General features: G+C 73.4%; 29 protein-coding genes. 10 read left to right on the plus strand and 19 right to left on the minus strand.

What is annotated here, in order from left to right; genetic code table 11:
• Nucleotides 1-6: 6 nt before the first annotated feature.
• From BLV39_RS26940 to BLV39_RS26950, 3 genes are all read right to left on the minus strand, one after another.
• The gene (locus BLV39_RS26940) at nt 7-549 is read right to left on the minus strand and encodes a DUF4232 domain-containing protein (protein WP_090800669.1); all 543 of its coding nucleotides are present in this window, start codon (nt 547-549) and stop codon (nt 7-9) included.
• On the minus strand, nt 549-1,502 hold the full coding sequence (locus BLV39_RS26945; protein WP_090798881.1) for an MBL fold metallo-hydrolase: 954 nt from the start codon (nt 1,500-1,502) through the stop codon (nt 549-551). Before BLV39_RS26945 ends, BLV39_RS26940 begins: the two co-directional genes overlap by 1 nt.
• 123 nt (nt 1,503-1,625) lie before the next feature.
• Entirely contained in the window at nt 1,626-2,507 is an 882-nt protein-coding gene (locus BLV39_RS26950) for a serine hydrolase (RefSeq protein WP_239083455.1), read from the minus strand.
• Between the two features lie 57 nt (nt 2,508-2,564).
• Here BLV39_RS26950 and BLV39_RS26955 point away from each other — a divergent pair, with 57 nt between their 5' ends.
• Nucleotides 2,565-3,518: a LysR family transcriptional regulator gene (locus BLV39_RS26955; RefSeq protein WP_090798885.1), complete on the plus strand. Its 954-nt coding sequence runs from the start codon at nt 2,565-2,567 to the stop codon at nt 3,516-3,518.
• 1 nt (nt 3,519) lies between these two features.
• Here the strand turns inward: BLV39_RS26955 and BLV39_RS26960 are convergent, their stop codons facing one another.
• Nucleotides 3,520-4,149 (minus strand): LysE family translocator, encoded by a 630-nt coding sequence (locus BLV39_RS26960; RefSeq protein WP_090798888.1) that lies wholly within the window; start codon nt 4,147-4,149, stop codon nt 3,520-3,522.
• Entirely contained in the window at nt 4,149-6,929 is a 2,781-nt protein-coding gene (locus BLV39_RS26965; protein WP_090798892.1) for a CHAT domain-containing protein, read from the minus strand. Before BLV39_RS26965 ends, BLV39_RS26960 begins: the two co-directional genes overlap by 1 nt.
• Nucleotides 6,930-7,053: 124 nt before the next feature.
• Between BLV39_RS26965 and BLV39_RS26970 the strand changes: the two genes are divergently transcribed.
• Genes BLV39_RS26970 through BLV39_RS43145 form a run of 3 tightly spaced genes read left to right on the plus strand, consistent with a single transcriptional unit; the run spans nt 7,054 to nt 9,249 of the window.
• The gene (locus tag BLV39_RS26970; protein WP_090798894.1) at nt 7,054-8,265 is read left to right on the plus strand and encodes a S8 family peptidase; all 1,212 of its coding nucleotides are present in this window, start codon (nt 7,054-7,056) and stop codon (nt 8,263-8,265) included.
• Entirely contained in the window at nt 8,255-8,824 is a 570-nt protein-coding gene (locus BLV39_RS26975; RefSeq protein ID WP_090798896.1) for an RNA polymerase sigma factor, read from the plus strand. The genes BLV39_RS26970 and BLV39_RS26975 overlap by 11 nt, the downstream gene beginning before the upstream one ends.
• Nucleotides 8,821-9,249 carry a hypothetical protein gene (locus tag BLV39_RS43145; RefSeq protein ID WP_090798898.1) on the plus strand — a complete coding sequence of 143 codons (429 nt, stop codon included), beginning with the start codon at nt 8,821-8,823 and terminating at the stop codon, nt 9,247-9,249. The genes BLV39_RS26975 and BLV39_RS43145 overlap by 4 nt, the downstream gene beginning before the upstream one ends.
• Here BLV39_RS43145 and lysA read toward each other — a convergent pair.
• Together lysA and BLV39_RS26990 are read right to left on the minus strand one after the other, a co-directional pair.
• Nucleotides 9,246-10,598, minus strand: coding sequence for a diaminopimelate decarboxylase (lysA, locus tag BLV39_RS26985; protein ID WP_090798899.1), 1,353 nt, complete (start codon nt 10,596-10,598; stop codon nt 9,246-9,248). The two genes, BLV39_RS43145 and lysA, sit on opposite strands and share 4 nt — an antisense overlap.
• Nucleotides 10,534-10,866, minus strand: coding sequence for an Lrp/AsnC ligand binding domain-containing protein (locus tag BLV39_RS26990; RefSeq protein WP_090798901.1), 333 nt, complete (start codon nt 10,864-10,866; stop codon nt 10,534-10,536). Before BLV39_RS26990 ends, lysA begins: the two co-directional genes overlap by 65 nt.
• A gap of 154 nt (nt 10,867-11,020) precedes the next feature.
• On the opposite strand from BLV39_RS26990, the gene BLV39_RS26995 reads away from it, so the two are divergent.
• Nucleotides 11,021-11,794: an SAM-dependent methyltransferase gene (locus tag BLV39_RS26995; RefSeq protein WP_090798903.1), complete on the plus strand. Its 774-nt coding sequence runs from the start codon at nt 11,021-11,023 to the stop codon at nt 11,792-11,794.
• Nucleotides 11,795-11,814: 20 nt separating this feature from the next.
• On the opposite strand, the gene BLV39_RS43150 is transcribed toward BLV39_RS26995, so the two are convergent.
• From BLV39_RS43150 to BLV39_RS27010, 3 genes are all read right to left on the minus strand, one after another.
• The gene (locus BLV39_RS43150; RefSeq protein ID WP_090798905.1) at nt 11,815-12,525 is read right to left on the minus strand and encodes a hypothetical protein; all 711 of its coding nucleotides are present in this window, start codon (nt 12,523-12,525) and stop codon (nt 11,815-11,817) included.
• 376 nt (nt 12,526-12,901) lie between these two features.
• Entirely contained in the window at nt 12,902-13,579 is a 678-nt protein-coding gene (locus tag BLV39_RS27005) for a response regulator (RefSeq protein WP_090798907.1), read from the minus strand.
• On the minus strand, nt 13,576-14,682 hold the full coding sequence (locus tag BLV39_RS27010; RefSeq protein WP_090798909.1) for a sensor histidine kinase: 1,107 nt from the start codon (nt 14,680-14,682) through the stop codon (nt 13,576-13,578). The genes BLV39_RS27005 and BLV39_RS27010 overlap by 4 nt, the downstream gene beginning before the upstream one ends.
• Nucleotides 14,683-14,793: 111 nt before the next feature.
• Between BLV39_RS27010 and BLV39_RS27015 the strand changes: the two genes are divergently transcribed.
• The 3 genes from BLV39_RS27015 to BLV39_RS27025 all read left to right on the plus strand — a co-directional run bounded on the left by BLV39_RS27015 (nt 14,794) and on the right by BLV39_RS27025 (nt 18,042).
• Nucleotides 14,794-15,717, plus strand: coding sequence for an ABC transporter ATP-binding protein (locus BLV39_RS27015; protein ID WP_090798911.1), 924 nt, complete (start codon nt 14,794-14,796; stop codon nt 15,715-15,717).
• A complete protein-coding gene (locus tag BLV39_RS27020) occupies nt 15,714-17,195 on the plus strand; it encodes an ABC transporter permease subunit (RefSeq protein ID WP_090798913.1) in 1,482 nt (493 codons plus the stop codon). The genes BLV39_RS27015 and BLV39_RS27020 overlap by 4 nt, the downstream gene beginning before the upstream one ends.
• Before the next feature lie 70 nt (nt 17,196-17,265).
• Complete coding sequence (locus BLV39_RS27025; protein WP_090798915.1) at nt 17,266-18,042, plus strand: ABC transporter permease; 777 nt, start codon at nt 17,266-17,268, stop codon at nt 18,040-18,042.
• On the opposite strand, the gene BLV39_RS43690 is transcribed toward BLV39_RS27025, so the two are convergent.
• Genes BLV39_RS43690 through BLV39_RS27065 form a run of 8 tightly spaced genes read right to left on the minus strand, consistent with a single transcriptional unit; the run spans nt 18,019 to nt 23,692 of the window.
• Nucleotides 18,019-18,513: an LPXTG cell wall anchor domain-containing protein gene (locus BLV39_RS43690; protein WP_204082615.1), complete on the minus strand. Its 495-nt coding sequence runs from the start codon at nt 18,511-18,513 to the stop codon at nt 18,019-18,021. The genes BLV39_RS27025 and BLV39_RS43690 overlap by 24 nt on opposite strands.
• A complete protein-coding gene (locus tag BLV39_RS27035) occupies nt 18,510-19,082 on the minus strand; it encodes a class E sortase (protein ID WP_176985094.1) in 573 nt (190 codons plus the stop codon). The genes BLV39_RS43690 and BLV39_RS27035 overlap by 4 nt, the downstream gene beginning before the upstream one ends.
• Before the next feature lie 49 nt (nt 19,083-19,131).
• A complete protein-coding gene (locus tag BLV39_RS27040; RefSeq protein ID WP_143049897.1) occupies nt 19,132-20,151 on the minus strand; it encodes a hypothetical protein in 1,020 nt (339 codons plus the stop codon).
• 17 nt (nt 20,152-20,168) lie between these two features.
• The gene (locus tag BLV39_RS27045; protein WP_090798924.1) at nt 20,169-20,957 is read right to left on the minus strand and encodes a hypothetical protein; all 789 of its coding nucleotides are present in this window, start codon (nt 20,955-20,957) and stop codon (nt 20,169-20,171) included.
• Nucleotides 20,958-20,986: 29 nt separating this feature from the next.
• On the minus strand, nt 20,987-21,634 hold the full coding sequence (locus BLV39_RS27050) for an NIPSNAP family protein (protein ID WP_090798926.1): 648 nt from the start codon (nt 21,632-21,634) through the stop codon (nt 20,987-20,989).
• A gap of 19 nt (nt 21,635-21,653) precedes the next feature.
• A complete protein-coding gene (locus tag BLV39_RS27055; RefSeq protein ID WP_090798928.1) occupies nt 21,654-22,592 on the minus strand; it encodes a hypothetical protein in 939 nt (312 codons plus the stop codon).
• Nucleotides 22,589-22,918 (minus strand): PadR family transcriptional regulator, encoded by a 330-nt coding sequence (locus BLV39_RS27060; protein WP_090798930.1) that lies wholly within the window; start codon nt 22,916-22,918, stop codon nt 22,589-22,591. Before BLV39_RS27060 ends, BLV39_RS27055 begins: the two co-directional genes overlap by 4 nt.
• A 51-nt stretch (nt 22,919-22,969) precedes the next feature.
• Nucleotides 22,970-23,692: a hypothetical protein gene (locus BLV39_RS27065; RefSeq protein ID WP_090798932.1), complete on the minus strand. Its 723-nt coding sequence runs from the start codon at nt 23,690-23,692 to the stop codon at nt 22,970-22,972.
• Between the two features lie 71 nt (nt 23,693-23,763).
• Between BLV39_RS27065 and BLV39_RS27070 the strand changes: the two genes are divergently transcribed.
• Nucleotides 23,764-24,402, plus strand: a complete 639-nt coding sequence (locus tag BLV39_RS27070; protein WP_090798934.1) for a winged helix-turn-helix transcriptional regulator — start codon at nt 23,764-23,766, stop codon at nt 24,400-24,402.
• On the opposite strand, the gene BLV39_RS27075 is transcribed toward BLV39_RS27070, so the two are convergent.
• Nucleotides 24,389-25,102, minus strand: a complete 714-nt coding sequence (locus BLV39_RS27075; protein WP_090798936.1) for a M15 family metallopeptidase — start codon at nt 25,100-25,102, stop codon at nt 24,389-24,391. The two genes, BLV39_RS27070 and BLV39_RS27075, sit on opposite strands and share 14 nt — an antisense overlap.
• A 28-nt stretch (nt 25,103-25,130) precedes the next feature.
• On the opposite strand from BLV39_RS27075, the gene BLV39_RS27080 reads away from it, so the two are divergent.
• Nucleotides 25,131-25,976, plus strand: coding sequence for a L,D-transpeptidase family protein (locus tag BLV39_RS27080; protein ID WP_090798938.1), 846 nt, complete (start codon nt 25,131-25,133; stop codon nt 25,974-25,976).
• The last annotated feature ends 122 nt before the right edge of the window (nt 25,977-26,098 follow it).

The raw sequence follows: 26,098 nt of genomic DNA on the forward strand, positions 1-26,098 counted from the left end.
CAGACCTTACCCAGCGTCGGCCCAGGCGTTCACGGCCAGCCGGCCGGTGGTGCCGAGGTCGAGGCCTCCGTCGGGGGTGACCAGCCGTTCCGGTGCGCCCGGAGCCGGCGCCACGGACAGGTAGGTGGCGGCGACCGGGTCACCCTCGGTCACGGTGTTGCGCCACAGCACCCGGGCGCGGGCCGTGCCACCCGGCGCCACCGTCAGTCGGTGCGCCGGGGCGTCCCAGGAGTCGGGCGAGCTGATCGGTTCCGAGCCGTTGCCGACGGTCACTCCCAGGGCGGTGCGCCGGTCGTCGAGCACCCGCACGATCGGGAAACCCTCGAGGGTGTACGGACCGGTGCCGCAGTTCTCCAGCACGAGGGCCATCGCGCGCAGGCCGGACGCGCCGTCGACGGGGCCGGCGGTGAGCCGGAAGCCGTCGGGGCAGGCGTTCTCGCTCGCGGTGGGTGCCGGGGTGGGCGGGACGGGCGGCGGCCCCGGCGCGTCGCACGCCGCGAGCAGGGCGCCCGCGGACAGCAACGCGCCGAGGCGCCGGGAAACAGTCATCATGCGAAGGTGTACGGCTTCAGGTAGTCGGGCAGGACGATCCGGGTGCGCGGTGCGACCCGCCGGATCGAGCTGATCATCGCATCCAGGCGCTCGCGGTCGGCCGGTGCCACCGGCGGCGGGTTCTCCAGGGGCTTCTCGAAGTTGTCCCAGTGCACCGGCACGACTACCGGCGGCTTGCCGAGCGCTTCCAGCAGCCGAGGGACGTACTCGTGGGTGGTGGTCGCGGACGCCATGGCCACCATCGCGATGTCCGGCCGCATCCCGTCCACGTTGCGGGCGACGAAGTCGCTGGCGCCCATGAAGAACACCGACGGCCCGTTGCGGACGTTCAGCAGGTACGAGAGCGTGTCGCCCTCCGGCAGGTCACCGACCGTGGCGGGTTTGGGCGGCGGGCTCAGCCGCACGCCCGGGATGCCGATCGAGTAGCCGACGTTGCGGCTGTGCAGCGATCCGGCCACCTCGACGGTGTAGTCGCCGAAGTCGAGCACCTCGCCGCCCTTGACCGGGCCGAGCTGGCCGGACGGGATGCCGGAGGCCAGCCCGAGCTGGTAGGTGGTCATGGTCCCGAGCACCCGGGCCCCGGTGGTGGAGGCGATGTGCGGCACATCGTTGAAGTGGTCCCAGTGCGAGTGCGTCACGAGGATCGTCTCCGGGCGCCCGACGTTGGCGTCGACCGTCGCGGTGGCCACCGTCAGCGGGGTCGACAGGACCAGCCCGCCGTCGAACAGGCCGGTCCAGTAGCGGCTCAGGTACGGGTCGACCAGCACGGTGCGGGCGCCGATGTCGATCCGCCAGCCGGCGGTGCCGAACCAGCGGAACGTCGCGGCGCCGGCCCGCCAGTCTCGTGGTGCGGCCTGCGCCGGGCTCGTGAGACCGGCCGCCCCCGTGGCGGCCAGTCCGGTGGCGGCGGCCGCGGTGCGCAACAGGCCTCGTCGGTTGAGGTTTGTCATGGGGAGAGACCCAACCACCGGCGGTCGAGCGGCGTCCAAGACCAAGATCATTAACGACCGATAGGGATACGCGTATCGGAGCAGGTCAGGGTGGTCGGAGCCAATGCCTCGCGGTGCGGAAACTCAGCTCGCCCGCAGCGCTTCGACCGCTGTGCGGGCCGCCTCTCCCATCGCGAGGTCGACGTCGATCCGGCGGAAGTCGAGCTGGTGGGCGCGGGCGAAGATGGCCAGGGCGTAGCGCCCGCCGTCGGGGTACTCGACGACCCCGGCCTCCATGTGCAAACCGGGCAGGGTGCCGGTCTTGGCGGAGACCCGGACCCCGGGCGGGAAGCCCGAGGCGATCCGGGTCCAGAAGATCTGGCGGCCCATCAGCGCGCGGACCATGGCGGTCGCGGCGGGCGGCCCGGCCTCGTCGCGCCAGATCAGCTCGAGCAGCCGGGTGACCTCGCGGGGTGTGCTCGAGGTGGTCTTGTCCGGGTCGAACACCCGCATCGCTCGGACCCGGTCCGCGTCCAGGGTGGGGAAGATCGCGACGAACTCGTCGTCGCCGGCCGCGCCGACGTCGGCGTACATCGACTCCAGCAGTTCCCGCGGACCGCCGGTGATCCGCGTCGTCGTCAGGCCGAGCTCGGCCGTGAGCAGCGGGAGCACGTCCGGCCCGACCCGGCGCAGCAGCAGGTCGGCCGCCGTGTTGTCGGTGAACGCCATGGCGAAGTAGGCCAGGTCGCGCAGGGACAGCTCGGCGTCGTCGGCGCAGCCGGAGGTGCCCCAGCCGCCCAGCCGGTCTTCGGCCCGCACGACCACCCGCTCGGTCGGGTCGAGCTGGCCGGCCGCCGCCTGCCGGGCGAACTCCAGCACCAGCAGGATCTTGAAGATCGAGGCGAGCACCACCGGCTCGTCGGCGCGCACCGACAGCTCGGTGCCGCGGTCGACGTCGACGGCGTGGAGCTGCGCGTCGACCCCGACGGCGGCGAAGATTCCGGCGATCCGGTCCGTGTCCGACACGGGAACCGACGGTACCGGGCCGCCGCGACCGATATCCGAACGCATATCCTCGGCCGGATGGACCTCGCCCGGCACCTGCGGCAGTTCCTCGTCGTCGCCGAGGAGCTGCACTTCGGCCGGGCCGCTGACCGGCTCGGCATCGCCCAGCCGCCGCTGAGCCAGGCGATCCAGCGGCTCGAGCGGGAGCTGGCCGTCGAGCTGTTCGACCGTTCCCGGCGCCAGGTCGCGCTCACCGTGGCCGGCCGGCTGCTGTGCGCCGAGGCACCTGCCCTGCTGGCGGCCGAGGAGCGGATCCGGCTGGTCATGCGCAAGGCCGGCGACGGTGAGCTCGGCACGCTGCGGGCCGGCGTGCCGCCGGAGACGCCCGCGGTGACGCTGCAGGCGCTGCTGGCCGGGATGGCTTCGCGGGCGCCGGGGCTCGAGGTCGACCTGCACGAGCTGACCAGCGCCGAACAGCTCCGGATGCTCGCCGAGGGCCGGCTCGACGTCGGCCTGGTGCACCACCCGGTCGACCTGACCGACGGGCTGCGCGCCGGCCCGGTGGTCGCCGTCCGGCTCGGCGTGGTGCTCCCCCGCGCATCGTCGCTGGTCCGGCTGCGCGAGCTCGACCTGGCCGACCTGGTCGGGCACGACCTGGCGATCTTTCCTCGGGCCACGGCGCCCGAGTGGTACGAGGAGATCCTCGACACCTGCCGCCGGCACGGGTTCCGCCCACCCCGGGTGCGGCACGCCCACAACCCGGACTTCCTGCTCGGCCTGGTGCTCGGCCGGCAGTGCGTGGCGTTCGAGCCGGAGACCACCGCCCGGCGCGAGGCCCGGGTCGCCTGGCGCCCGATCGCCGGCGCGGTGCTGGAACGACGCACGTCGGCGGTCTGGCCGGACCGCTCGCCACACCCGGCGGCGCCCGCGTTCGGTGCGGTCGCCGCGGCCATCCTGGCTGGCCCGCAGGTGGTCCCGCAGCCGGTCGCCGGCACCGAGCGAGTGCAGCCCTGGTCGGTCGTCTACCCCTGAGTCACCTGCTGTCGGCCACGAGCCGGGCGGCCAGGCCGGCGAACACGGTCGCGGAGGCCCGCTCCATCCACCGGCGGATGCCCGGGCGGGCGGTGATCTTCTCGGACAGGGTGCCGGAGAGCAGGCCGGCGGTGCCGTCCACGGCCAGGCCGATCACGATGAAGACCAGTCCGAGCAGCAGGAGCTGGGCGGTCACCGGCCAGGTGCCCGGCCCGGTGCCGACGAACTGCGGCACGAACGCGATGTAGAACAGGATGACCTTCGGGTTGGCCAGGTTGGTCAGGGTCGCCATCAGGTAGGTGCGACGCAGCGACCGCCGGGGTACCTCATTTTGCTGGATCTCGGCGCGGCTGCTCCGCCACGTCGCCACCGCCAGGTAGAGCAGGAACAGCGCACCGGCGATCCGCACCGCGGTCAGGGCCTGCGGTGCGGCGCTGATCAGGGCGCCGAGCCCGAACGCGGCGGCTACGGTGTGCGCGGCCAGCCCGGTCGACATGCCGAGCGCGGCGAGCACACCGGCCCGCCGACCGCCGGCGGCGCCGTTGGCGACCACGAACAGCAGGTCCGGACCGGGTGCGAGCGACAGCAGCGTGCAGGCGGCGACGAAGGCGAGGACGAGATGGATATCCACTATGGACCCCCTAGGAACGGTGCGATGAAACCGTGGCCGAAACAGTTGAACCCGGCGGCCGCGGCGCGGACGTGCGGATCGGCGTCGCGCAGCGCGTGCTGGGTCGCCGCCAGCGCGACCGCCGGCGGCGCGCCGGCCGCCAGGCGCTCGTGGTAGCCAACCATCACCGGCTCGGTCGCCAGGTCCGGGATCGGCAGCACGGGCGCGACGAGCTGCGCGGTGCCCCGGGCGGCGAGCGTCGCGCTCAGCCCGAGCAGCTCGTCACCCGCGTAGACGGCGGCCCGGCCGCTGTCGCAGGCGGCCAGGCTGACGGTGTGCGGCGTGCTTTCCAGGCGTTCCAGGTCGTGCACCAGCAGCGGGCCGTCGGCGAGCAACAGGTCGGAGAAGAGCGGGTTGCCGGTGGACAGCCGGCCGTGCGCGGCCAGGTGCAGCACGCCGACCCGCCCCAGCATCCCGAGCACCTGGTCGACGGGCGCGTCGAGCAGCGGCACGACACCGTGGATGGCAGCCACCCGCCGCGCCTCTGACCGCGCACCCGGCAGCCTCGGCCCGGCAACCACCGCCACCTCCTCGCGGACCCGGCCGGGACCACCTTCACTCGCGCGGGCGCGGTCGGGATCGCCGGCCGCTGCCCCTTCTGCGCCGGCGCGGTCCTGACCAGCCGCCCGCTCCGCGCGGACGCGGTCGGAATCGCCGGCCGCCGCCCCTTCCGCGCCGGCACGGCCCTGACCAGCCGCCCCCTCCGCGCGGGAACGTTCTGGGCCGGTGGCCGCTGCCGCCCACCAAAGGGTCGCTGACGGGGAGACGGCGATCGGGCGGCCCGCGCAGGACGGGAGGATCGACCACGGCACGCTGTGCAGGGCCCCGGTCGGTGAGATCACCAGTGGACCGTCCGGCAGCCCGCGCAGGAGCTCGGCGTCGAGCCGGGCGGCGGCGCCGGACAGCAGTGCCTCGGCGGCGGCCCGGCGCGCGTCGCCGGGTCGGGCCAGCCGGTGCAGCGCGAAGGGCAGCCGGCGGACGAGGTCGGCCAACGGTGCGACCGGGCCGAGCGGCCGCGCGTCGAGCCGGCCGCCGGCCAGGCTCAGGCGGTGCAGCACGCCGTCGGACTCGACGAACTCGACCAGGACGCGGTCACCCAACGCGGCCGCCAGCGTGCCGACCGGCACCGGTGTCCACGAAGGCTGGTCGCCGGTGGCGCGGTGGGTCCGGACGTGGTCGCGGATCCGGCGTTCCAGCGCGACTTGTCGCGGCACCAGGCGGGCGGTCTCCGTCGCACCGGCGTCGGCGAGCTCGAACGCGACACCGCGGAGCTGGGCGAGCAGGTCGGCCAGCAGCGGATCCGCGGGTGGTCGGGCCGGCCGGTGACCGAGGCGGCTCGCCCGGCCCCGCTCGGCCCACTCCAGCAGCCGCTGCGGTCGGCCGTCGCGCAGCGCCAGCCGGATGCCCAGCGCGGTCAGTTCGCGTCGGTGGGCGGCCGAGTGCACCCGCAGGTCGGCTGCGCCGAGCGAGGCGCCATGGTCGTCGAGGATGCGCAGCCCGGCGCGGATGGCGGTGACCGCGCGGGCCGGGTCGGTGTGCTGGCGGCGCAGCGCCTCCGCGTACCAGCCTCGCGCCCGGATCGCGGCCGGCACCCGGCGGCGGGCCCACCGGGCGGCGGCGGCCAGATGCGCGTCGGCCGTCCGGGGCCGCAGGGCGGCCGCGACCAGGTGTGCCTCCACCGTCGCGGCCGGCCAGCCGGCGTCCGTGAGCGTGGCGACCAGGTCGTCGGCGCCGCGGGCCGGCCGCTCGCCGCCGGCGCGCAGGCCCGCCTGGAGCAGGGCGAGCCGGGCCAGGGCGGCCCACTCCACCCGGTGCTGTGCGGCGAACTCCCGGGTCGCCCGCCGGGCGTTCTCGGCGGCCGCCCGCCAGTCGCCGGCCGCCGCCGCGGCCTGGGCCAGCAGCAGCCGCGCCTCCGGCACCTTGAGGCGGTGTCCCTCGCGGCGCATCATCGTCGCGGCGCGCTCGGCCGCCTGCCGTGCCTCGGTCGCCAGCCCCGCGGCGAGCAGCAGCACGCCGCGGTCGTAGACCGCCATCGCCACGTGGCCGCCGTTGGCGGCGATCAGGGCCTCGGCCCGGTCGATGTGGGCCAGTGCGGCCGGCACGTCGCCCCGCAGTGCCTCCGCGACGCCGAGGTTCTCGACGATGATGCCGACGGCGAGCGGGCGCCCGAGCCGGGCCGAGATCGCCTCGGCGGCGCGCAGGTCCGCGACGGCGGCGGCGAACGCGTACCGGTGGGTGTGCAGCACGCCCCGGTTCGTGAGCAGGCGGGACACGGCGATCTCGTCGCCGGCGGCACGCAGCCCGGGCAGCGCCGCCTGGAAGTCGGCGAGGGCCTCGTCGTGCCGGCCGATCTCGGTCAGGATCACCGCCCGTTGGGCCCGCGCCCGGTCGGCGGCGACCCCGTCCAGGGTGCGCAGGGCGGCCTCGACCTCGGCCAGCGCCTGGCGTGGGCGGCCGCGCATCACCAGCGCGTACGCCAGCTTGCCCCTGGCCTCGCCGGTCACCGTGGTCAGGCCGGCCCGCCGGCCGTGCGTGATGGCCGAGCGCAGGTGGCGGATGGCGTCGTCCATCTCGCCGGTCTGGAGGAGCGCGTGGCCCCAGGCCCGCTGGGTGATCGCGGCGGCGGCCACGTCGCCGGAGCGGCGTGCGGCGACCAGCGCCCGCGCGGCCAGCGGCGGCACCCTGCCTGGATGGGTGTCGGCGAGCAGCGCGACCGCGTCCGCCTCAGCCCGCGCGTCCACGCCCTCATCCTCGCGGGGGACGGCGCCCGTACTCCAGAAAAATTAGCCGAGGGTGTATCAAGCGCGACCGATAGTGTGTCCGTGGGTCGACCGCGTCGTCCGTCTGTTCCGCTGGAGGAACCCCGTGACCGACATTTTGCCGCCCTCCGACGACTACACCGCCGGCGACCTCGTCGTCGACCATCCCCATCGTGAGCTGGTCAAGAACCGCATCAGGGACATCCGGCCCTTGCTGGACGTCACCGAGGTGGCGCACAGCGAAGCGCTCGGTCTGACCCGCCTCCACCTCGAAGGGGTCTCCGCGTTCGGCGCGAGCAAGGGCCTCGCGGAGGACGACGCCGCCGCCATCGAGCTGGTGATCGACGAGTTGCGACGCGGGTTCGCGGCCGACTTCGGCGGGTGGGTGCCCGAGATGGCGCCCGACCCGACGATGACCGCCATCGTGGGCTACCCGCACACCAAGCCGATGTTCTTCACCACCGACCTCACACCGGCGCCCGCCAGCCTCGCACCCATCGCCGACAGCACGCTCGGCGCGGGTGTGCGGGTGGCCGTGCTCGACACGGGGCTCGTACTCCACCCCGCGCTCAAGGGTCACGCGTCCGAGGCGCACGACTGCTCGGACGAGAACAACGACGACAACAAGGACGACGACAAGGACCCGGTGATGGCCTGGGCGGGCCACGCCACCTTCGTCGCTGGGTTGATCGCCCAGCAGGCGCCCGGGTGCGAGATCGTGGTGCACCGCGCGCTCAAGTCAAACGGCCGGGCCACCAACTGGGACACCGCCGTCGCGCTGGCCGAGCTAGCCGACGACAAAGAGGGCTATGCCGTGGTCAACCTGTCGCTGGGCTGCCGGCTCGGCGGTCCCGACGGGCCGCTGGCGTTGCGCCGGGCGGTCGCCCGGCACGGCCGGCACACGCTGCTGGTCGCCGCGGCGGGCAACCACGGTGCCAGCGCGATGCCCACGACGCCGGTCTGGCCCGCGGCGTTCCCCGGCGTGACCGCGGTCGGCGCCTATGCTCTCGACGACGGGCACCAGGAGCTCTCCCAGATCACCCCGCTCCTGCCGTGGGTCGACTGTGTCGCGCACGGCTCCGGCGTCACGTCCACCTATCTGAGCGACGTCACGCTCACGATCGACAACCAGCCCTTGGCCTTCACCGGGTACGCGACCTGGAGCGGCACCTCGTTCGCCGCCGCGAACGTCAGCGGTGCGGTGGCCGCGGCTTTGCGGCCCGGCGAGCGACCCGCCAAGACGCTCGAGCGACTGCTGGGTGATTCCGGCTCCGGTGTCAGCCGGTTCTCGCTGCCGGCGGCGGGCCATGCGGGATGACCCGTCCGTCGTCGACCTGGTAGAGCGGGCCCGGCACGGTGACGCGCGGGCCTGGGACGCGTTGGTGGACCGCTACGCGCCGCTGGTGTGGGCGATCTGCCGGCGGTTCGGGCTCGGCGGTGCCGACGCCGAGGACGTGGCCGCGAGCGTGTGGCTGCGCCTGGTCGAGCGCCTAGACACGATCCGCGAGCCGGCCGCCCTGCCCGGCTGGCTCGCGACGACGGTCCGCCGTGAGTGCCTGACCGCGTTGCGAGGGCGGCGACACCAAGTGCTGGTCGGCGACGAGTCCAATCTGGACAGTGTTGACGAACCGGCCTTTGAGGAGCTGCTGCTGACCCAGGAGCGGCACATCGCGCTGCGGGCCGCGTTCGACAACTTGCCCGAGCACTGCCGGCATCTGCTGACGTTGCTCTTCGACGACCCGCCGGCACCGTACGCTCAGATCAGCAGCCGCACCGGCACCCCCGTCGGCGCGATCGGGCCGACCCGCCGGCGCTGCCTCGACCGGCTGCGGCGCGACCCCACGCTGGCCGCGGTCGTGGGGGTGGAGCAGTCATGACCGACGCTGAGATCGTCGCCGCCCTGGCCGAGGCCCGAAAGGCGGCCGCCGAGGTGCCCGAGCGGATCCGGGAGATCGGGCGGTCCGCGTACGCCTGGCGGACCGTCGACGCGGAGCTCGCCGCCCTCTCCGCCGACACCGACACGCCCATCGGCACCAGGGCCGAACCGGCCGCGGTGCGGGCACTGACCTTCGCCGCCCGCGACCTGACCATCGAGGTCGAGATCACCGACGACGCCCTGCACGGTCAGGTGGTGCCACCGACGCCTGGCGAGATCGAGCTGCGCGACCGCACGGGGGTGGTCGCGGTCGCGCAGGTCGACGAGCTCGGCTGGTTCGTGCTCGGCCCGGTCCCCCGAGGCATGTTCCGGCTGCACCTGCGGGCCGGAGACGCCGTCGTGGTCACCGAGTGGATCACTATCTAGCTCTCGACGTCTCTACACAGGACATCGTCGATCGTCTCCCGGCGTACGACGACCCGGGCGACGCCGTCCCGCACGGCGATCAGGGGTGGGCGGCCGACCAAGTTGTAGTTGGACGCCAGCGGCAGGTGGTAGGCGCCGGCGCCGGGCGCGGCCAGCAGGTCGCCGGGGCGCAGGTCGGCCGGGAGCGGCACCGAGCGGGCGAGCACGTCGCCGGCCTCGTCATGGCGGCCGACGATCGTGCTCGACACCGCGGGACCGGTGCCGGCCCGGCCGAGCAGGACGGCCGTGTAGCGGGCGCCGTAGAGGGCGGGCCGGGGGTTGTCGCTCAGCCCTCCGTCGATGGCGACCAACTGGCAGCCCTCCGGCTCGCGGCGAACCGCCACGACCCGGTACAGGGCCACCCCGGCGCGGGCGACGACCGCCCGACCCGGTGTCACCACCAGCTCCGGTTCCGGCACACCCTGGCGTTCGCAGGCCAGGCCCAGGACCGCCCGGGCCCGGCCTGCGAACGCGGCGACGGCGAAGGGGGAGTCGCCGTCCACGGCGGGCGCCGCGTGGCCCCCGCCGATGTTGAGCTCCCGGACCACGATTCCCTTGGTACGGGCGAGATGTCCGGCCACCGCGACCAGGCGCTGGATCGCCCGCTCGTAGCCGCCGAACCGGCTGATCTGCGAGCCGACGTAACAGTCGAGGCCGTACAACTCCAGCTTGGGTTGGGCGACGATCCGCCGCACCAGGTCGTCGAAGGCCTCGCTCGGCGCGGCCACCCCGAACCGGTCGGCGTCGCTGGCCGCGGGAATCCCGGCGACACCGTCGAACAGGTCGTCGTGCGGCGGCAGCACCCGGATCAGGACCTTCTGCCTGCGGGTCGCGAGCGCGGCAAGCCGGGTCACTTCGGAGGCCGACTCGATGACCACCCGGCCGACGCCGTAGTCCAGGGCCGCCTGCAGGTCGGCCGGCGTCTTGGCGTCGCCGTGCAACACGATCCGCTCGGCCGGGAAACCGACCGCCGCGGCGACCGAGAGCTGGCCCTCGGAGTAGACGGACAGCCCCAGCCCCTCCTCCATCACCCAGCGCAGCACGGCCCGGCTGGTCAGCGCCTTGGCCGCGTACACCACGTTGCCGTTGCCGAAGGCCGCTCCGTACTCCCGGCAGTGGTCCCGGACCTCTCCCTCATCGATGACGTACGCCGGTGTGCCGTACTGCTCCGCCAGCGCGGCGAGGTCGACGCCGCCGATGCTGATCGCGCCGTGCCCGGTGTGCCGGGTCGACGACGGCCAGATCTCAGTGCACAGCCGCTGCGGTGGCAGCGACGTGCGCAGTGACGGGATGAGATCCGAGAGGCTCATGCCAGCTCCTTGTTTTGTGCGGGCCGAACGGCCGCAGCACGAGGTGGGTCGAGGTGCGCCCGGCCCCGGCGTGATGCCGGAGCCCACGGACCAGGCCGTCGAGGGCCGCCATGTCCCGGCACCGCACCCGGACGACGGCATCACTGTCGGCGGCGACCCACCAGGCATCGACCACCTCCGGCCGACTCGCCAGGTGGGCCTCCAGGCAGGGCGCGTCCTGGGTGTGGTTGAGCCACACCAGAACCACCGCTTCGACCTCTCCGCTCATGCCATTGATCGTGCGGCGCCCTCGACGCGCATGAAAAGGACCTTGACGCGGTCGCTACGCGGTGGGCCCCGCTCCTGACTGATCCTTGACGCGATCTTCGCAAGCACTATGATCCGGTGCTGAAACGGACCGCGCACCGTGGGGAGTCAGGCAGATGACCGACGAGGAACAGGTGTCCACGATCGACACCAGCGTGCCGCACAGCGCGCGGGTCTGGAACTACTGGCTGGGCGGCAAGGACAACTTCGCCGTCGACCGTGAGGCGGGTGACCGGGTCCGCGCGGTCTTCCCCGCGATCGTCGACAACGCGCGGGCTCAGCGCGCGTTCCTGGGGCGGGCCGTCCGGCACCTGACGGCCGAGCACGGCATCCGGCAGTTCATCGACCTGGGCACGGGCCTGCCGACGGCCGACAACACCCACGAGATCGCGCAGGCTGTGGCGCCTGAGTCACGTGTGGTCTACGTCGACAACGACCCGCTCGTGCTGGTGCACGCCCGCGCGCTGCTGACCAGCAGCCCGGAGGGCGTCACCGACTACATCGAGGCGGACGTCCGTGACCCGGAGCTCATCCTGCGCGAGGCGGGCCAGGTCCTCGACCTGACCCAACCGGTCGCGGTCATCATGCTCGGCATCCTCGGCAACATCCCGGACTACGCGGACACGCTCAAGGTCGTGGCCCGGTTCGTCGAGGCGGTGCCGTCGGGCAGCTACATCGTGATCAACGACGGCACGGACGCGAGCGACGAGATCACCGAGGGAGCGAAGGTCTCCCACGGGTACGTGTTACGCAAGCCGGAAGAGATCGCCCGCTACTTCGAGGGCCTGGAACTCGAAGACCCGGGCCTGGTCGCCACGACCCGCTGGCGCAACGAGGCCGACGAGTCAGCCGAGCTCGACGGCATGGGCGGCGTGGCGCGCAAGCCTTAGCGCCGCGCACGACCACGCCCTTAGAACGCGACGCCGATCTTGGCCGCGATCCGCCGGCCAGCCGCCTCCAGGTCGTCGATCAGGTTCAGCATCTCGTCCGCGCTCATCGTGCGGCGGCCGGCGGTGCGGTTGCCGGCCGTCTCGAGGAGCCGTTGCACTTCGTCGATCTCGCCGAGTGCGCGTTGTGCCGCAGCGGCGCGACTCGTTCCGGATTGGGCCTGTCGCAAAGCTTCCTCGAGAATGGCCATGACCCGGCTTGCCGTCGTGTCGAACAACTGCTGGAACTTCTCGCTCGCCTGTTGCTGCATGGCGACAGCGGCGGACTTCGCCAAGATGCGCTCGGCCGCTGCCCCGCTCGGGGCGCCGCCGCCGTTCGTGTCGGTGTCAGTGTCGGTGTTGCCGAAAACCGCGAGGTTCGCCGCCGTGTACCCGTCGTCAGCCGCCGTGTCCGCCGCGGACGCGAACATCAGCACCGAGCTCATGGCATCCTGCACACAGGCGAAGAACACAAAGGGTGCGGGACCATTCGCCTGGCTGGCCCGGCCGAGGGCGGCTGTGGCGTCCTGCACGGACCGCAGCGCCAAATCGCGGTATCCGCTGCCGACGCGTCCCGCTTCGCCTGACACCTTGAACGCGGACTCCACCGTATTGACGATGTGTGCCAGGAAATCCGAGAACTCCCCGGCCGAGGTGCGCCCGGCCGCGATGTGCTGCCTGAATCGTTCATCCATCTCCGGATGGCGATATGCCAGTGGCAGATCGGCGCTGGCGGCGCAGTCGCTCAATCGCAGGAAAGCCCAACCGGGTGGCGGCGGCCCCCACCGCGGATCGGGCCGCCAATCCGGCGCGGGTGTCCACTGTGCCGGCGCCTCGGGCCAGTTGGGTGGCGCGGTCCAGCGGAGACCCGTGGAAACGTAGAGATGTGGAGTCGGCGGTCCGACGTGCGACATCACCGGACTCTATCCATCGGTAAACGGATCTTCGATCCACGAACCTGCCTGACATCGCACCCGAACGGGTGGTCCACTTCGGAATAAGAAGCTCAATTGGCGCGCCGCACGTCGGCGCGGCAATCAGCTGGTCAGCCTCGTGGCACTGCCGCGCGCATCATTCGCCGTCAGCTCGCCCGGAGACACGAGGCACGACGAGGCCTGTCTCATAGGCGGCCACCACCGCCTGGGTGCGGTCGCGGAGGGCCAGTTTCGTCAGCATGCGGCTGACGTGGGTCTTGACCGTTTCCTCCGTGACCACCAGGCGGGCGGCGATCTCCGGATTGGACAGTCCCTCGGCGACCAGGCGCAGCACCTGGGTCTCGCGCGGTGTGAGCGCCGACAGCGCCACCGGACGCGTGGACGACGGGCGGTGCTGGCGGGCGAACTCGCCGATCAGTCGCCGGGTCACCGTCGGCGCCAGCAGGGCCTCGCCCGCCGCGATCACGCGTACCGCGTCGAACAGGCTCTCCGCTCGGACGTCCTTGAGCAGGAAGCCGCTGGCGCCCGCGCGGATCGCGTCGTAGACGTACTCGTCCAGGTCGAAGGTCGTCAGGATCAGCACCCGGGGGTGGGCCGCCGTCGCGGTCAGCAGGCGGGTCGCCTCGATGCCGTCCATGCCGGGCATTCGCACGTCCATCAGGACCACGTCCGGGGAAGACGACGCGCACACCCGGACCGCCGCAGCGCCGTCGGCCGCCGTGCCGACCACCTCGATGTCGGGTTGGGTGGCCAGCAGGCCGGCGAAGCCGCCGCGGACCACCTCGTGGTCGTCGGCCACCACCACGCGAATCATGTGTTCTCCTCGGTCGGCACGGGCAGGGTGGCCTCGACGACGAAGCCGCCGGCGGGGCCCGAGACTCCGGTGCGGAGCCGGCCGCCGACCGCTACCGCGCGTTCCCGCATGCCGCTGAGGCCATGGCCACCAGAAAGGGGGGCCACGGCTCCTGGGCCGTTGTCGCGGATCCGCAGCACCAACCCATCGGCGCGATAGCTGATCTCGACGTCGACCGCGGCGCCGGGTGCGTGCCGGCGGGCGTTGGTCAGCGCCTCCTGGACGATCCGGTACGCGGCGAGCTCGACACCAGGGTCCAACCGGACGGGTGGCCCCCGCAGGATCAGCCGGGTGCCGGCACCGGACGCGTCCCGTGCCTCGTCGAGCAACGCCGTCAGTTCGCGCAACCCCGGCTGCGGCTGGCGTTCCGGCTCGGCCGGTGCGTCCGAGCGCAGCACGCCCAGCAGCCGCCGCATCTCGGTCAGCGCTGCGCGGGCCGTGCCTCCGATCGCCGCGAACCGCTCCGCGCCCGCCAGCGGCAGCCCGGGCGTGGTCAGCCGCGCGTTCTCCGCCTGCACGGAGATCATCGAAATGTGGTGCGCGACCACGTCGTGCAGTTCACGGGCGATCCTGGCCCGCTCGCCGCGCGCGGTGTGCTCGACCAGTGTCCCGGCGAACGCGTCCTGGGCGGCCAGGTGCGCCGCGTCGGCCCGGCTGACCCGGCGGGCCACTCCGGCCAGGGCGCACATCGGCACGAGCGCGGCCAGCACCACACCGACCGGGGTGAAGATGGCCAGCACCAGGTACGGCAGACCGAGCGGGACCGCCGCGGCGACGAGGCCGCGGCGACCGACGAGATAGGCGGCGACGAGCTGGGCCAGCCAACCGGCCACCGTGAAGAGCCCGAAACCGGCCAGCGACACCACCGACGCGGCGGTGACCAGCAGTGCGGCGGCCGTCGCGTTGCGCAGCGCGAGCGGCGCGGTCGAGGCAACCGCCAACGCGGCCAGCAGCACCAGGAACGGTCCTGCCACGTCCGTCGGCGCGAACCGCACCAACGCTTCGACGGCGGCGGCCACCGCCAGCGCGGCGACGGCCGCCCGAGGGGTCGCGGGCCGGTTCACGCTGCCATTCTCGCCTTAGCCACGACCGGGGTCGTCCCTCGCGTCAGGGACTCCGAAGATGGCTCCCACGCGGGACGACCCGGGGCGCTCCGGTTCGTAGCGTGACGTGTCATGGAAGCCACCATCGAGGTCAACGACCTGCGCAAGGCGTACGGGTCGACCGTCGCGCTGGACGGGATGACGTTCACCGTCGCACCGGGGCGGGTCACCGCTTTCGTCGGGCCCAACGGGGCCGGCAAGTCCACCACCATGCGCGTCGTGCTCGGTCTCGACCGGGTCGACGCGGGCACCGCGCTGGTCGGGGGCCGCCCGTACCGCAGCCTGCGCACGCCGCTGCGGCACGTCGGCGCGCTGCTGGACGCGTCCGCTCTGCACCCCGCCCGCAGCGGGCGCGATCACCTGTTGTGGCAGGCGCACTCGCAGGGGCTGCGCGGTCAGCGCGTCGACGAGGTGCTCAAACTGACCGGATTGGCCGACGTGGGCCGGCGCCGGGCGGGCGGCTACTCGCTCGGCATGCGGCAGCGTCTCGGCGTAGCCGGTGCGCTGCTCGGTGACCCGCCGGTGCTGATGCTCGACGAGCCGTTCAACGGGCTCGACCCCGAGGGAATCCGGTGGATGCGCGGCTTCCTGCGCGCGCTGGCGGCCGAGGGCCGGGCCGTGCTGGTCTCCAGCCATCTGATGAGCGAGCTACAGGACACCGCCGGGCACCTGGTGGTCGTGGGCCGGGGCAAGGTGGTCGCCGACACCAGCGTCGCGGACCTGATCGCCGCCGCCTCCAGTGACCGGGTCACGTTGCGTACGGTCGCCCGGACCGAGGCGATGACCGCGCTGGCCCGGGTCGGTGCCACGGTCGCGGTGACCGAGCGCGACACCCTGACCGTCGACGGGCTGCCGGCCGATCGCGTCGTGACCGTGCTCAGCGAGGCCGGTGTCCCGTTCTCGGAGATCGCCGCTCATCGGGCGACGCTCGAGGAGGCGTACATGGAGCTGACCAAGGACGCGGTCGAGTTCCGGGCGACGGAGGTGGCCCGATGATCGGGTTGATCCGGGCCGAGCTGACCAAGTTCCGCTCTGTCCGCGGCTGGCTGATCGGGTGTGGCATCGCCGCCGTGCTGATGGTGCTCCTCGCCGTCGTGGCGGCCGCCGGCACCGACGCTCGCGTCGGCGGGCCGGGCGCGCGTGGCGCGCTTCCGCGCGCGTCGGACGGCACGCCGGTCCTCGACGGCTTCACGTTCCTCCAGCAGCCGCTGGACGGCGACGGGACGCTCACGGTGCGAGTGCCCTCGCTGACCGGCGTCGCGCTGCGGCCGCCGACGCCCGGTGACTCGGTGCCGGACGAACAGGAGCAGGCGACCCCCGAGCCATGGGCCAAGGCCGGCCTGATCATCAAGGCCGGCACCACGTCGGGCTCGGCCTACACGGCGGTGATGGTGACCGGATCCCATGGCGTACGGATGCAGCACGACTTCATCCACGACCTCGCCGGTCCCACCGACGCACGCTGGCTGCGGCTGGTCCGCAGCGGCGGGACGGTCACCGCGTACGCGTCGAGCGACGGCGCCGCCTGGACGACGGTGGGCAGCGCGCCGCTCGCCACCGGTGCGATGAGCGCCGGGATCTTCGTCGCCACACCACCGCACCAGGAGTACGAGCAGTTCCTCGGCGGCACCAGCGTCATCGGCGGTGGGGCGATCGCGACGGGCACCTTCGACAACCTGACCGCGGCCGGCATCGGCGCGGGCGGCGACTGGAACCTGGTGAGCGTCGGCGCCGACGACTCGCCGAACCGCCCGGAGAGCACCTCCACCCGCAACGGCGACACGTTCGTCCTGCGCGGCGGGGGCGACATCGCGCCGGTCGACGGCGGCACCGGCCCGAAACTGGAGCAGTTGCTCAGCGGCGGCTTCATGGCGCTGACCGTGCTGGCCGTGCTCGGCGTCCTGTTCGTCACCACCGAGTTCCGGCGCGGGATGGTCCGCACCACGTTCGCCGCGACGCCGTCCCGGGTCCGGGTGCTCGCCGCGAAGTCGGTCGTGCTCGGCGCGGTCACGTTCGCCGTCGGCCTGGTCGCGTCGACCGCCGCGCTGCTGGTCGGCACCGCGATCCGGGGCTCCAACCACTATCCGGCCGACGCGCTGACTCAGGTGCGGATCGTAGTCGGCACCGCGGCGCTGATCGCGGTCGCGACGGTGCTGGCGTTGGCGATCGGCACGATCCTGCGGCGCGGTGCGGGTGCGGTGGCCGCGGTCGTCGTGCTCATCACGCTGCCCTACATCCTCTCGGCGGCGGCGGTGCTGCCCGCCGCCACCGCGGACTGGGTGCTGCGGATAACGCCGGCGGCGGCGTTCGCGGTCCAGCAGACAGTTCCCGAGTGGCCGCAGGTGGACCAGGCGTACACGCCGGCGTTCGGCTTCTTCCCGCTCCCGGCCTGGGGTGGCTTCGCGGTGCTCTGCGGCTGGACCGCGGTGGCGCTGGTGATCGCCGCAGCCCTGCTGCGCCGGAGGGACGCGTGAGCGAGCGAAGCGAGCGCAGGCAACTCAGCGCCTGGCGGTCCTGCCGGGCCGACCGAAGGGAGGTCCGCGCATGACCGCGGCGTTGTACGCGGAGTGGACGAAGCTGCGTACCGTCGCCGGCCCGTTCTGGCTCGTCGCCCTGGCGGCGGTGCTGACCACGGCGCTGAGCGCGGCGGCGGCCGGCGCGGTGACCTGCGCGGGAGCCGGCTGCGGGGTGGACGCGCCGATGGTCGCACTGACCGGGGTGCAGCTCGGCCAGGCGGTCGTGGCGGTGCTCGCGGTCATGGTGGTCGGCGACGAGTACCGGACCGGGATGATCCGCACGACGCTGGCCGCGACGCCGTCCCGGGCGGTCCTGCTGGGTGCCAAGAGCGTGGTGGTCGCCGGCGCGACGCTCGCCGCGGCGGTGCCCGGCGTGCTCGGCGCCTGGCTGGCCGGGCGGCTGATCATGCCGGGGCGGGGTTTCACGGCGGCGCACGGCTACGCGCCGCTGTCGCTGACCGACGGCGGGACGCTGCGGGCGTTCGCCGGCGCAGCGCTCTACCTGACGCTGGTCGCGCTGCTCAGCCTCGGCATCGCGGCGGCGGTGCGCGACGCCCCGACGGGGGTCGGCGTCGTGCTCGGCGTGCTCTACCTGGCACCGATCCTCGTCGCGGTGGTCTCCGATCCGGACTGGGAGCGCCGGCTGCGGCAGATCATGCCGAGCGACGCCGGCTCGGCCATCCTGCACACGATCGACCTGCCGGCCCTGCCGATCGGACCGTGGCCGGGCCTCGGTGTGCTGGCCCTGTGGTCGGCGGGCGCGCTGCTGCTCGGCGGCCTGCTACTGCGGCTTCGCGACGCGTAACCGGCGGATGCGGTGGAGGAGGCCGGCGCCGAGCGCGAGCAGCGCGGCGCCGGCCACCGCCAGCGGTGTGTTGGGTGAGTCGCCCGTCGTGGCAAGCTCCGGCGGATCGACCGGCGGGCCGCCCGGGCCGACCTGGAGGCCGCGCAGGGGCGTCGTCTCGGCGTGGCCGTCGGCGTCGGTGCCGGCGGCGTTGAGCGTCCACGCACCCGGACGCAGGCCGGTCAGCTCGCACGACCAGGTGCCGCCGGCGCCGACCGGTGCGTCGCAGGACGCCACGTCGATCTCCGGGCCGCTGCCGGTGGCGCCGGTGACCACGACGGTCGTGCCGGGCCGCGCGTCACCGCCGGACACCGCCAAAGTCGGCCCGGACGGAGTCGCGGTGGTGATCTCGACGGCGCTCGCGGCGGCGCCGGTCAGGGCGAGCGTGAGCGCGGCGGAACCGATGCCGATCGCCGTACGCAGCAGGATCATGTCGTGGGCTCCCCTCCAGGGAAAAGCAGGGCGGCGTGGACGACGAGGCGCCGCGCGTCGGACCATTTCGGCTCGCAGGTGGTCAGCGTGAGGACCGCTGACGTGGCGGTGGCGCGGGGTTCGCCCGGCACCGGCGCGAGGACCTCGACGGCGGTCGGTGCGACGACCCGCGACCCGGTGACGGTGTACGTGAAGGTGCGCGGCCCGTATTCGACGACCACCTCGTCACCCCGTGCGAGCCGGTCCAGGTCCCAGAACAGCCCCCGCACGCGGTGTCCGGCGACGGCGAAGTTGCCGACCTGGCCCGGCGGTGCTGTCTGCGGGTAGTGGCCGGGCGCGTCCGCGATCGACGCCGCGTCGACACCTTCCACGACCGTCCACCGCGCGCCCAGGCGCGGGATGCCGAGCGTGGCGATCGGGGTGCCGGGCCCCGGCCGCGCGGACGGAGAGGCGGTGTCGCGCTGCGCGGGTGCGACGGCCGGGCCCAACCACGCCGGGACGACGGCCGCCGCGAGCAGGACGAGACCCGCGCCCAGCGAGGCCCTGCCTGTCCACCGGCCGGCGCTCACACAATGGACGATAGGCAGGAAACGGCGCGAATCTGGCCAGAACGGTAATTCAGCCGAGCCCGATCGCCTGATCCGCGGTGACCGGGGCGAGCGCCTTCCAGGCGGCGGTGTCGAGGACCCGGGTTCGCTCGGCGAGGCGGCCCAGGGCCGCGAGGGCCGCGTCGCCCGGCTCGCCGCCGCTGTAACCGACGAAGGCCACCAACCCCGGCGCCGGCTCCCACGCGAGCGTCGCGCTGCCGCCCGCGACGCCCGACAGCACGGCCGGTTGCCCGTCGACCGTGCCCCCGTCTCGGGTGGCTTCGGTGTAGAGCTGGTCCTCGAACCATCCGCCGCTGGTCACACCGGTGTAGACCAGCGCGCCCAGGGTGTCCTGCTCGCCGACGTCCGCGCCGCCGTAGCGGAGCTCGTGCAGGGACGGTGCCCGGTAGGGCCCGCTGGCCACCACCGTGAACCCGGCGGGCGCGTCCACGACCGGACGGCCGTCGACCACGCGGGTGAGCGCGGCGAGCTTGACCAGCTCGGCGTCGCTCAGGTCGCCCCGGACGCGGGCGTGCTTGCGGGCGACCGGCCACGTGACCACGCCGCTCGCCGCTCGCGCCCCGACGCCGCCCACCGCGACAGCGCGGCCCGACCGCAGCGGTGCGGCGGGGAAGGTCACCACCGCGCTCTGGCGGCCGAGCGAGCCACCGGGTCCGCGCACGACGACCGCCCACGGCCCGTCGATTGCCGTGCGGTCACAGCGGTCGAGGCCGGACCCGGCGCTGGTGGCCTGGTCGATGCGCAGCCCCGCGACCGAGACGCGGGGCGCCGGGCGCTGTCCCCAGCCGACGGCGAGGCAGGGCGGGCCGGGATGCTCAGGCGCGCTCGGCGCCGACGTCACGGTCGGGCTCGCGGCAGGAGTCGCGCTCGGGCTCGCGGCGGACGTCGTCGGTGGCGGTCCCGGCCCGTCGCGGAAAGCCAGCACGGTCACCGCGCCCAGGGCGACGGCGACCAGGACGGCCACCACGACCCAGCGCGTCGGCCGCCGGGGCCGGTCGTCCGGACGACCGAAGCTGATGACGTCTGGCACGCCGTCCATTGTCGGCGCTACTCGCCTCCGTCACCACAGCCGTCGTCGCCGCACCCGCCGTCGGCGTCGCCACTGCCACCGCCGGCCGCCACCGGCCAGGGCCGCTGGTGCCTGGGAACGGGGTCGAGGAGGCGCCGCGCGAACTCCTTGTCGATCGCGCGCAGCGCGGTCGCGCCGTAAAGCGCGACCGCCAGCCCCGCGGACGCCGGGGTCACGCCCGTCCACGACGCCTGGCGCCACGGATGCAGGTCCGGGCGGGCGGTGCGCACCGAACGGACCACGACCTCGCCGGCGAAGTCGCGCCGGGTCGGCCGGACCAGCAGCGCGTACGCGGGCACCAGCGCGACGAACGCCCACCACGGTGCGGCAGCGGACGCGAGACCGGCCGCCACCGCCGCGACCGCGAGCGTCGCGAGCCCGTGCGCCGGGACGGCGCGCAGCGTGCCGGTGAGCCCGAGGTCGTCCGCGTGCTCGGCGACCTTCTGGGCCGCCATCCGGGCCTCGATCGAGTCGCGGATCGGCGGCCAGCGCCACCCTCGCCCGAACACCCTGGCCATCGTCCGCTCCACATCGGACACGGCTGGGCCGGGGTCGAAGCGGAAGCCGGTGCCGGTCGGGAGCACGTCGATCGCGCCGGCGACCCGGGCGGCCCCGATCGCGGCCAGCGCCACGCGCCGCCGCCCGCCGACCAGGTGGGCGATCACCGGATAGTCGGGTGGCGTGGCGGACCGCACCGGGTGCCGCGGCGCGAGCCAGCGGATCAACAGCCGCGCGGCCAGCAACGCCAGGGCGAGCAACGCGTACATGGAGCCAGCATGGTCCCCATGCGCAAGCGTCAGCGCAGCGCGGACCGCGTGGTGGGCGCGAGCCGCAGCAACTCGACCGGTCCGGCCAGACCGGACGTGTCGAGGCCGGCCACCCGCTCGGCGAACGCGTCGACGTCGCCCGCGTCGACGCGGGCGAACCACACGAAGACGTCCTCCCCTTCCCGCACCGGCAGCGCGGGGAAGGTGTTGGGCTCGTGGCTCGTCTGGCTGGTGCCGAGCAGGGTGGCCCCGAGCCCCGGCCGGACCACGCGGTCGAAGTGGTCGGCGTAGTCGGTGTGGGCGAGTGGGCACAGCCCCGCCACCACGATCCGGCCCGGCCGGAGTGGGGCGTCGCGGGGCTCGTACCCCGTGAAAGGCTCGATCGCCCGCATCAGCAGCACGTTGTCGGAGTCCAGCATGGTCGCGTTGGCGGCGTCGCGGTGCTCCTTCCAGACGGGTCCCGAGTAGAACCCGGTGAGAGCCGCCTGTCGCACGGCCATCGAGGAGAACTCGCGCACCCAGACGAAGCGGTCGGGGCGGTCGAGGTCGCGGAACTGGCCGACGACCCGCATCCCCTCGGCCTCCTGCGACTCGACGAAGTTGGCGTCGAAGAGCGTGATGAGGGTGTCCCGGCCGCCGGGCACAAGGGTGTACTGCCGAAGCTCCACGATTGTCACTCTGGCGATCCTGCCATGATCATCCGACCGTCCGCTGCCCGCATTCGCTGCAGCGGGTGCGCCGCCGGCGGCCCGACAGCCACAGGCTGGCCGGGACGGCGGCGACCGCGACCACCATCGACACGACCGCGGTCAGGGCGGCGGCAGAGAACTTCGGCCACTGCTGCGGGCCCGACTCGCTCAACCGGGTCAGAGCCAGCAGCAGGATCGGACCGAGCAGGAGCACGAACGGCCACCAGCCTCGGGTGTCGCCGCGCGCGGTGAAGACGACACCAGCCACGGCCACGGCCGACGCGAGACCCAGCGCCACGAGCGCCAGCACGTCGAGCAGGTTGTAGTAGAAGAAGTCCGTCCGGACCAGCACAGCGATCCCCGCGGCGGCAAGGCCGACGACGGCGGGCTCGTAGCTCACCCGCCGGGCGGGCAGGAACAGGGCCAGGAGGCCGAGGGCGACCTGCGGAAGGAGCACGAACAACGGCGGCCGGGCGTACGGCGTCAGCACCGAGGCCGGGATCGTCGCGACGGTGGCCAGGAGAGCCAGCAGCACCACCGGGCGCCCCCGGCCGAGCAGGGCCGCGACCGACGCCAGCAACCAGACGATCCACGCCACCGCGCCGAGCGTCGCGAACGGGCCGGCCGACGTCCAGAACACGCCCACCGGAATGGTGACCGTCTCCGCGGCGACGAGCCACACAGCGGCCAGCGCCGTCGCGGCCGACAACGCCAGGGTCGCGGCGAACGGCAGCGCGTCGGCCAGGCCGTGTGCGTGCCGGGCACGCAGGTGTTGGCGGGCGCCACCCGAGGCCAGGTCCACGACGTCGGCCCGGCTGGGCCGGCGCTGGCCTGGCCTGGCCAGGTCGAGGTAGGTGTCGACGATCTCGTCGCCGCGCTCGGCCCGGTAGTCCGCGGGGTAGAAGCGCAGCAGCGACCGATAGCGGTCGCCCAGTTGGCGGGTCATGCGACGGCCGGACGCTGGGTGGCCCGCGCGGACAGGCGCGCCTGCGCGGCCCGCACGGTGTGGCTCAGGCGCTCGACCTCGGCGCCGAGCGCGGTCTCGCCGCGGTCGGTGAGCCGGTAGTAGCGCCGCGCCCGGCCGTCGACGATCTCCTCGCGGTCCCGCTCGACCAGGCCGTCGTCGGCGAGCCGGTCGAGCGCACCGTAGAGCGTGCCCGGCCGCAGCTCGACCCGCCCGCCGGACAGCTCCGCGACCTCGGTGATCAGCCCGTATCCGTGCATCGGCGCGCGCGCGAGCGCCGTGAGAATCAGGAACGTCGGTTCACGCATGCCCGTCAACGTATCGGACACGAGGATATCTTCGCAACGAAGATATGTTCGTCAGCGTAGCGCGATGTCCGTCAGGTCGACGGTGATCGGGGTCCAGGACAGGTCCGGCGTGCGGTCGTCGTTCCGGAGCTGGATGTGCCGCCGCGTCGGAATCGGGACGCCGTCGACGACCCGGTGCTCGCGGATGTAGTGCGCGACGGGCGTGCTCCCGTTGACGTCGGGTGCGTAGTCCATCCGGCGCAGCAGCCCGGCCTCGTCGTAGTAGTAGAGCTGGGTCGCGTTGTGCGTGTGGATCGTCTCGGGGTAGCTGACCCGCAGCACCCGCCAGGTCTCGTCGCCCTCGGTCCACGGCTCGACCTCGTGGGCTTCGACGCCCGCCCAGGTGAACAGGTAGGGCTCGACCAGGTAGTGCCAGGTGGCGTACGCGCGGAAGTAGCCGATCTGGGCCAGGCTCCACGGCGTCTCCGGGGTGAAGCCGGCGAAGGTCGAGCGGGGGCTCTCGAGCTTCTCGACGACGGCGCCGTCGCGGTCGGTGATCGTGAGGCGGTCGGCCGCGCGGTCGAAGACGAGCTCGAGGCCGGTGGCGTCGTCGCGGTGGCGGATCCACTCGTCCTGCAGGTTCGCCTCGACGAGGCTCGTACCCGCGAAGTCGGCGTGGCCCTTGAACTCCCAGAACGGGCCGCCATAGGTGATGCGGGCGGTGAACGTGGTGAGGTTCCGCCAGCGGTCGAGCCCACCGTGGGCGTCGAGCACGCGGCCGAGCAGTGCGTCCATGTGTCACTCCTAATTTAGGACCAGTGAGTGTGACACTAGCACTGGACGGTGCGGGTTCGTACACTTGATCCATGTCACAGCGCAGCTACGAGGACGAATGCGGCACCGCCCTGGCCCTCGACGTGGTCGGCGAGCGGTGGGCGTTGCTGGTGGTGCGCGAGTTGGTCTTCGGCCCCAAGCGGTTCCGCGACCTGCGCGCCGGCCTGCCCAAGGCCAGCCAGAACGTGCTCAGCCAGCGGCTGCGCGAGCTGGAGGACAGTGGCGTGGTGCGCAAGGTCGAGCTCGGCCCGCCGGTCAGCGCCTCGGCCTACGAGCTGACCGACCGGGGCCGCGCGCTGGAGCCCGTGCTGATCGAGCTCAGCCGGTGGGGCGCCAACGCGCCGGGCGGGCACGGCCCGGAGATGAGCACCGACGCGTTCATGCTGCTGCTCAAGGCGCTGCGCCGGCCGTCGCCGGAGCCGCCGGCGGTCCGGCTGCTGGTGGGCGCCGACGCGTTCGACGTCGTGCTGGCGGCCGACTCGGTCAGCGTGACCCGCGGCGCGCACGCCGACGTGGACGCGACCGTCCGGGCCGACGTACCCACGTTGTGGCGGTTGGTCTTCACCGACCTGACCGTGCCGACCGCGATCGCCGCCGGCGACCTGGAGCTGACCGGCGACCGCACCGCCGCGGAACGCTTCTTCCGGAGCTTCGGTCTCAGCGGCCCGTAGTGCTGAAGTGCTGGTAGTCCGGGTTCGCGCCGCCGACGTTCCACTTCCAGCCGACCGCGGCGAACGCCTTGACCAGCACGCCGCCCTTGACTGCCATGCCCGGGCGGTACGGCGAGCGGTCGACGAACTCGCGGCCCTCGGGCGGCAGGACGTCGTCGCCGAACAGGTACGGGTTCTCCACCGGGTTGACGTCGATCGCCTTCCCGTACGCGTGCACCGACCAGGACGGCTTCCCTGACGACACCGCGTTGCGGCAGTTGAACGCCGACGTGTTGTCCGCCGCCATGGACTTGTCGTCGCTGCCGCCGTACTCGCTGACCGGTCGCAGGCTCCTGATCGGGAAGCGCTTGGCGAACAGCGTGCGGAAGGCCGAGGTCACGTCGGCCGCCACGTCCTTGTGCACGACGATCGCGCCGGAGTGCGGCTCGTCGTCGAAGCCCCAGTAGCTCAGCCGCAGCAGGCGCAGGCTCGCCGGGCCGACCGGGCAGCCGGCCTTCCAGCTCGCGCCGAGGTCGGCGGCGGTGACCTTCTCGGTGGCGGCGGAAAAAGAGGGAGCCTTCGATGACGGGGACGGCGCCGGCGCCGATTGGGTGGTCGGCGGCGGTGACCACGCGGCGAATTCGGCCGGTTGCCCAGCGCAGCCCGTGATCGCCAGGGCCACCGCCAGGACTGCCAACCGGTAGGGTTTCGACCGCACCATCGTCCATACGATACGGATCGGGGTTCGCGTGCGTGCACTGCGGCGGTCGGCGCTGGCAGTCCTGACCGTGCTGGCCCTTTCGGCCTGCGGTGCCGTGACCGGCGAGCAGGGCGCCGTCGAGCAAGCGCCCGGTGCGGCCGACCTGGTGGAGGCCCGCGACCAACTCGCCCGTCGGGCTGACCTGCCGACCCCGACCCCGACCGCCAGGCCGACGGCCAGCCGCCCGCCCACTCCGAAACCGGGCGGCTCCAAGACGACGAATGACGCGTCGCGGCTGCGTACGCTGCCGGCCGGCACCACCCAGGTCATCGTGGTCAAGGCCAACGGCTTCGGCACGAGCACCGGCACGTTGCAGGCGTTCAGCAAGCGCGGCGGCAACTGGACGCCGGCGTTCGACTCGATGCCGGCCCGCCTCGGCACCAAGGGCTTCAAGGACAGCAAGGTCGAGGGCGACCTGACGACCCCGACCGGCGTCTACAGCTTCGGCGGCACGATCTACGGGATCGCCGGCAACCCGGGTGTCCGCTACGGCTACCACAAGCTGGTCGCGAACGACTGGTGGAACGAGAACCCGGCCACCGACGGCTACAACTCGTTCTTCCACGGCGCCGACCCGGGCGGCGCGAGCGAGGCCCTGTGGGAGACGAACCCGCAGTACCGGTACTTCGCGGTGATCAACTACAACATTCCGGTACGCGAGGCCAACCCGCCGCGCGGCAGCGGCATCTTCCTGCACGTGTCGGTGCCCGGCCGCTCGACCGCGGGTTGCGTCGCGCTGGTCGAGTCCGACCTGGTCAAGGTGCTGCGCTGGCTCGACCCGGCGGCCAAGCCCCGGATCGTGATGGCGCCCGCGAGCGAGCTCGACCGGTACTGACGTCACTCTCAGCGAACTGTCAGATTCGCCTGGTACGGTCCCCCGCACGGCCGCATCCTCCGATGTGGAGCGCCACGCGGAATGTGTTGCGCTTCAACGGGATCGCGGCCCTGACTGACGAT

The organism is Asanoa ishikariensis, assembly GCF_900107455.1.
GTDB lineage: Bacteria > Actinomycetota > Actinomycetes > Mycobacteriales > Micromonosporaceae > Asanoa > Asanoa ishikariensis.

Bases quoted from the DNA above. Each gene is read 5' to 3' on its own strand.
- BLV39_RS26940 (WP_090800669.1), bottom strand. From the start codon at position 549: ATGACTGTTTCCCGGCGCCTCGGCGCGTTGCTGTCCGCGGGCGCCCTG.
- BLV39_RS26945 (WP_090798881.1), bottom strand. From the start codon at position 1,502: ATGACAAACCTCAACCGACGAGGCCTGTTGCGCACCGCGGCCGCCGCC.
- BLV39_RS26955 (WP_090798885.1), top strand. From the start codon at position 2,565: ATGGACCTCGCCCGGCACCTGCGGCAGTTCCTCGTCGTCGCCGAGGAG.
- BLV39_RS26975 (WP_090798896.1), top strand. From the start codon at position 8,255: ATGCGGGATGACCCGTCCGTCGTCGACCTGGTAGAGCGGGCCCGGCAC.
- BLV39_RS43145 (WP_090798898.1), top strand. From the start codon at position 8,821: ATGACCGACGCTGAGATCGTCGCCGCCCTGGCCGAGGCCCGAAAGGCG.
- lysA (WP_090798899.1), bottom strand. From the start codon at position 10,598: ATGAGCCTCTCGGATCTCATCCCGTCACTGCGCACGTCGCTGCCACCG.
- BLV39_RS26990 (WP_090798901.1), bottom strand. From the start codon at position 10,866: ATGAGCGGAGAGGTCGAAGCGGTGGTTCTGGTGTGGCTCAACCACACC.
- BLV39_RS26995 (WP_090798903.1), top strand. From the start codon at position 11,021: ATGACCGACGAGGAACAGGTGTCCACGATCGACACCAGCGTGCCGCAC.
- BLV39_RS43150 (WP_090798905.1), bottom strand. From the start codon at position 12,525: ATGGATGAACGATTCAGGCAGCACATCGCGGCCGGGCGCACCTCGGCC.
- BLV39_RS27005 (WP_090798907.1), bottom strand. From the start codon at position 13,579: ATGATTCGCGTGGTGGTGGCCGACGACCACGAGGTGGTCCGCGGCGGC.
- BLV39_RS27015 (WP_090798911.1), top strand. From the start codon at position 14,794: ATGGAAGCCACCATCGAGGTCAACGACCTGCGCAAGGCGTACGGGTCG.
- BLV39_RS27020 (WP_090798913.1), top strand. From the start codon at position 15,714: ATGATCGGGTTGATCCGGGCCGAGCTGACCAAGTTCCGCTCTGTCCGC.
- BLV39_RS27025 (WP_090798915.1), top strand. From the start codon at position 17,266: ATGACCGCGGCGTTGTACGCGGAGTGGACGAAGCTGCGTACCGTCGCC.
- BLV39_RS43690 (WP_204082615.1), bottom strand. From the start codon at position 18,513: ATGATCCTGCTGCGTACGGCGATCGGCATCGGTTCCGCCGCGCTCACG.
- BLV39_RS27045 (WP_090798924.1), bottom strand. From the start codon at position 20,957: ATGTACGCGTTGCTCGCCCTGGCGTTGCTGGCCGCGCGGCTGTTGATC.
- BLV39_RS27055 (WP_090798928.1), bottom strand. From the start codon at position 22,592: ATGACCCGCCAACTGGGCGACCGCTATCGGTCGCTGCTGCGCTTCTAC.
- BLV39_RS27060 (WP_090798930.1), bottom strand. From the start codon at position 22,918: ATGCGTGAACCGACGTTCCTGATTCTCACGGCGCTCGCGCGCGCGCCG.
- BLV39_RS27065 (WP_090798932.1), bottom strand. From the start codon at position 23,692: ATGGACGCACTGCTCGGCCGCGTGCTCGACGCCCACGGTGGGCTCGAC.
- BLV39_RS27070 (WP_090798934.1), top strand. From the start codon at position 23,764: ATGTCACAGCGCAGCTACGAGGACGAATGCGGCACCGCCCTGGCCCTC.
- BLV39_RS27075 (WP_090798936.1), bottom strand. From the start codon at position 25,102: ATGGTGCGGTCGAAACCCTACCGGTTGGCAGTCCTGGCGGTGGCCCTG.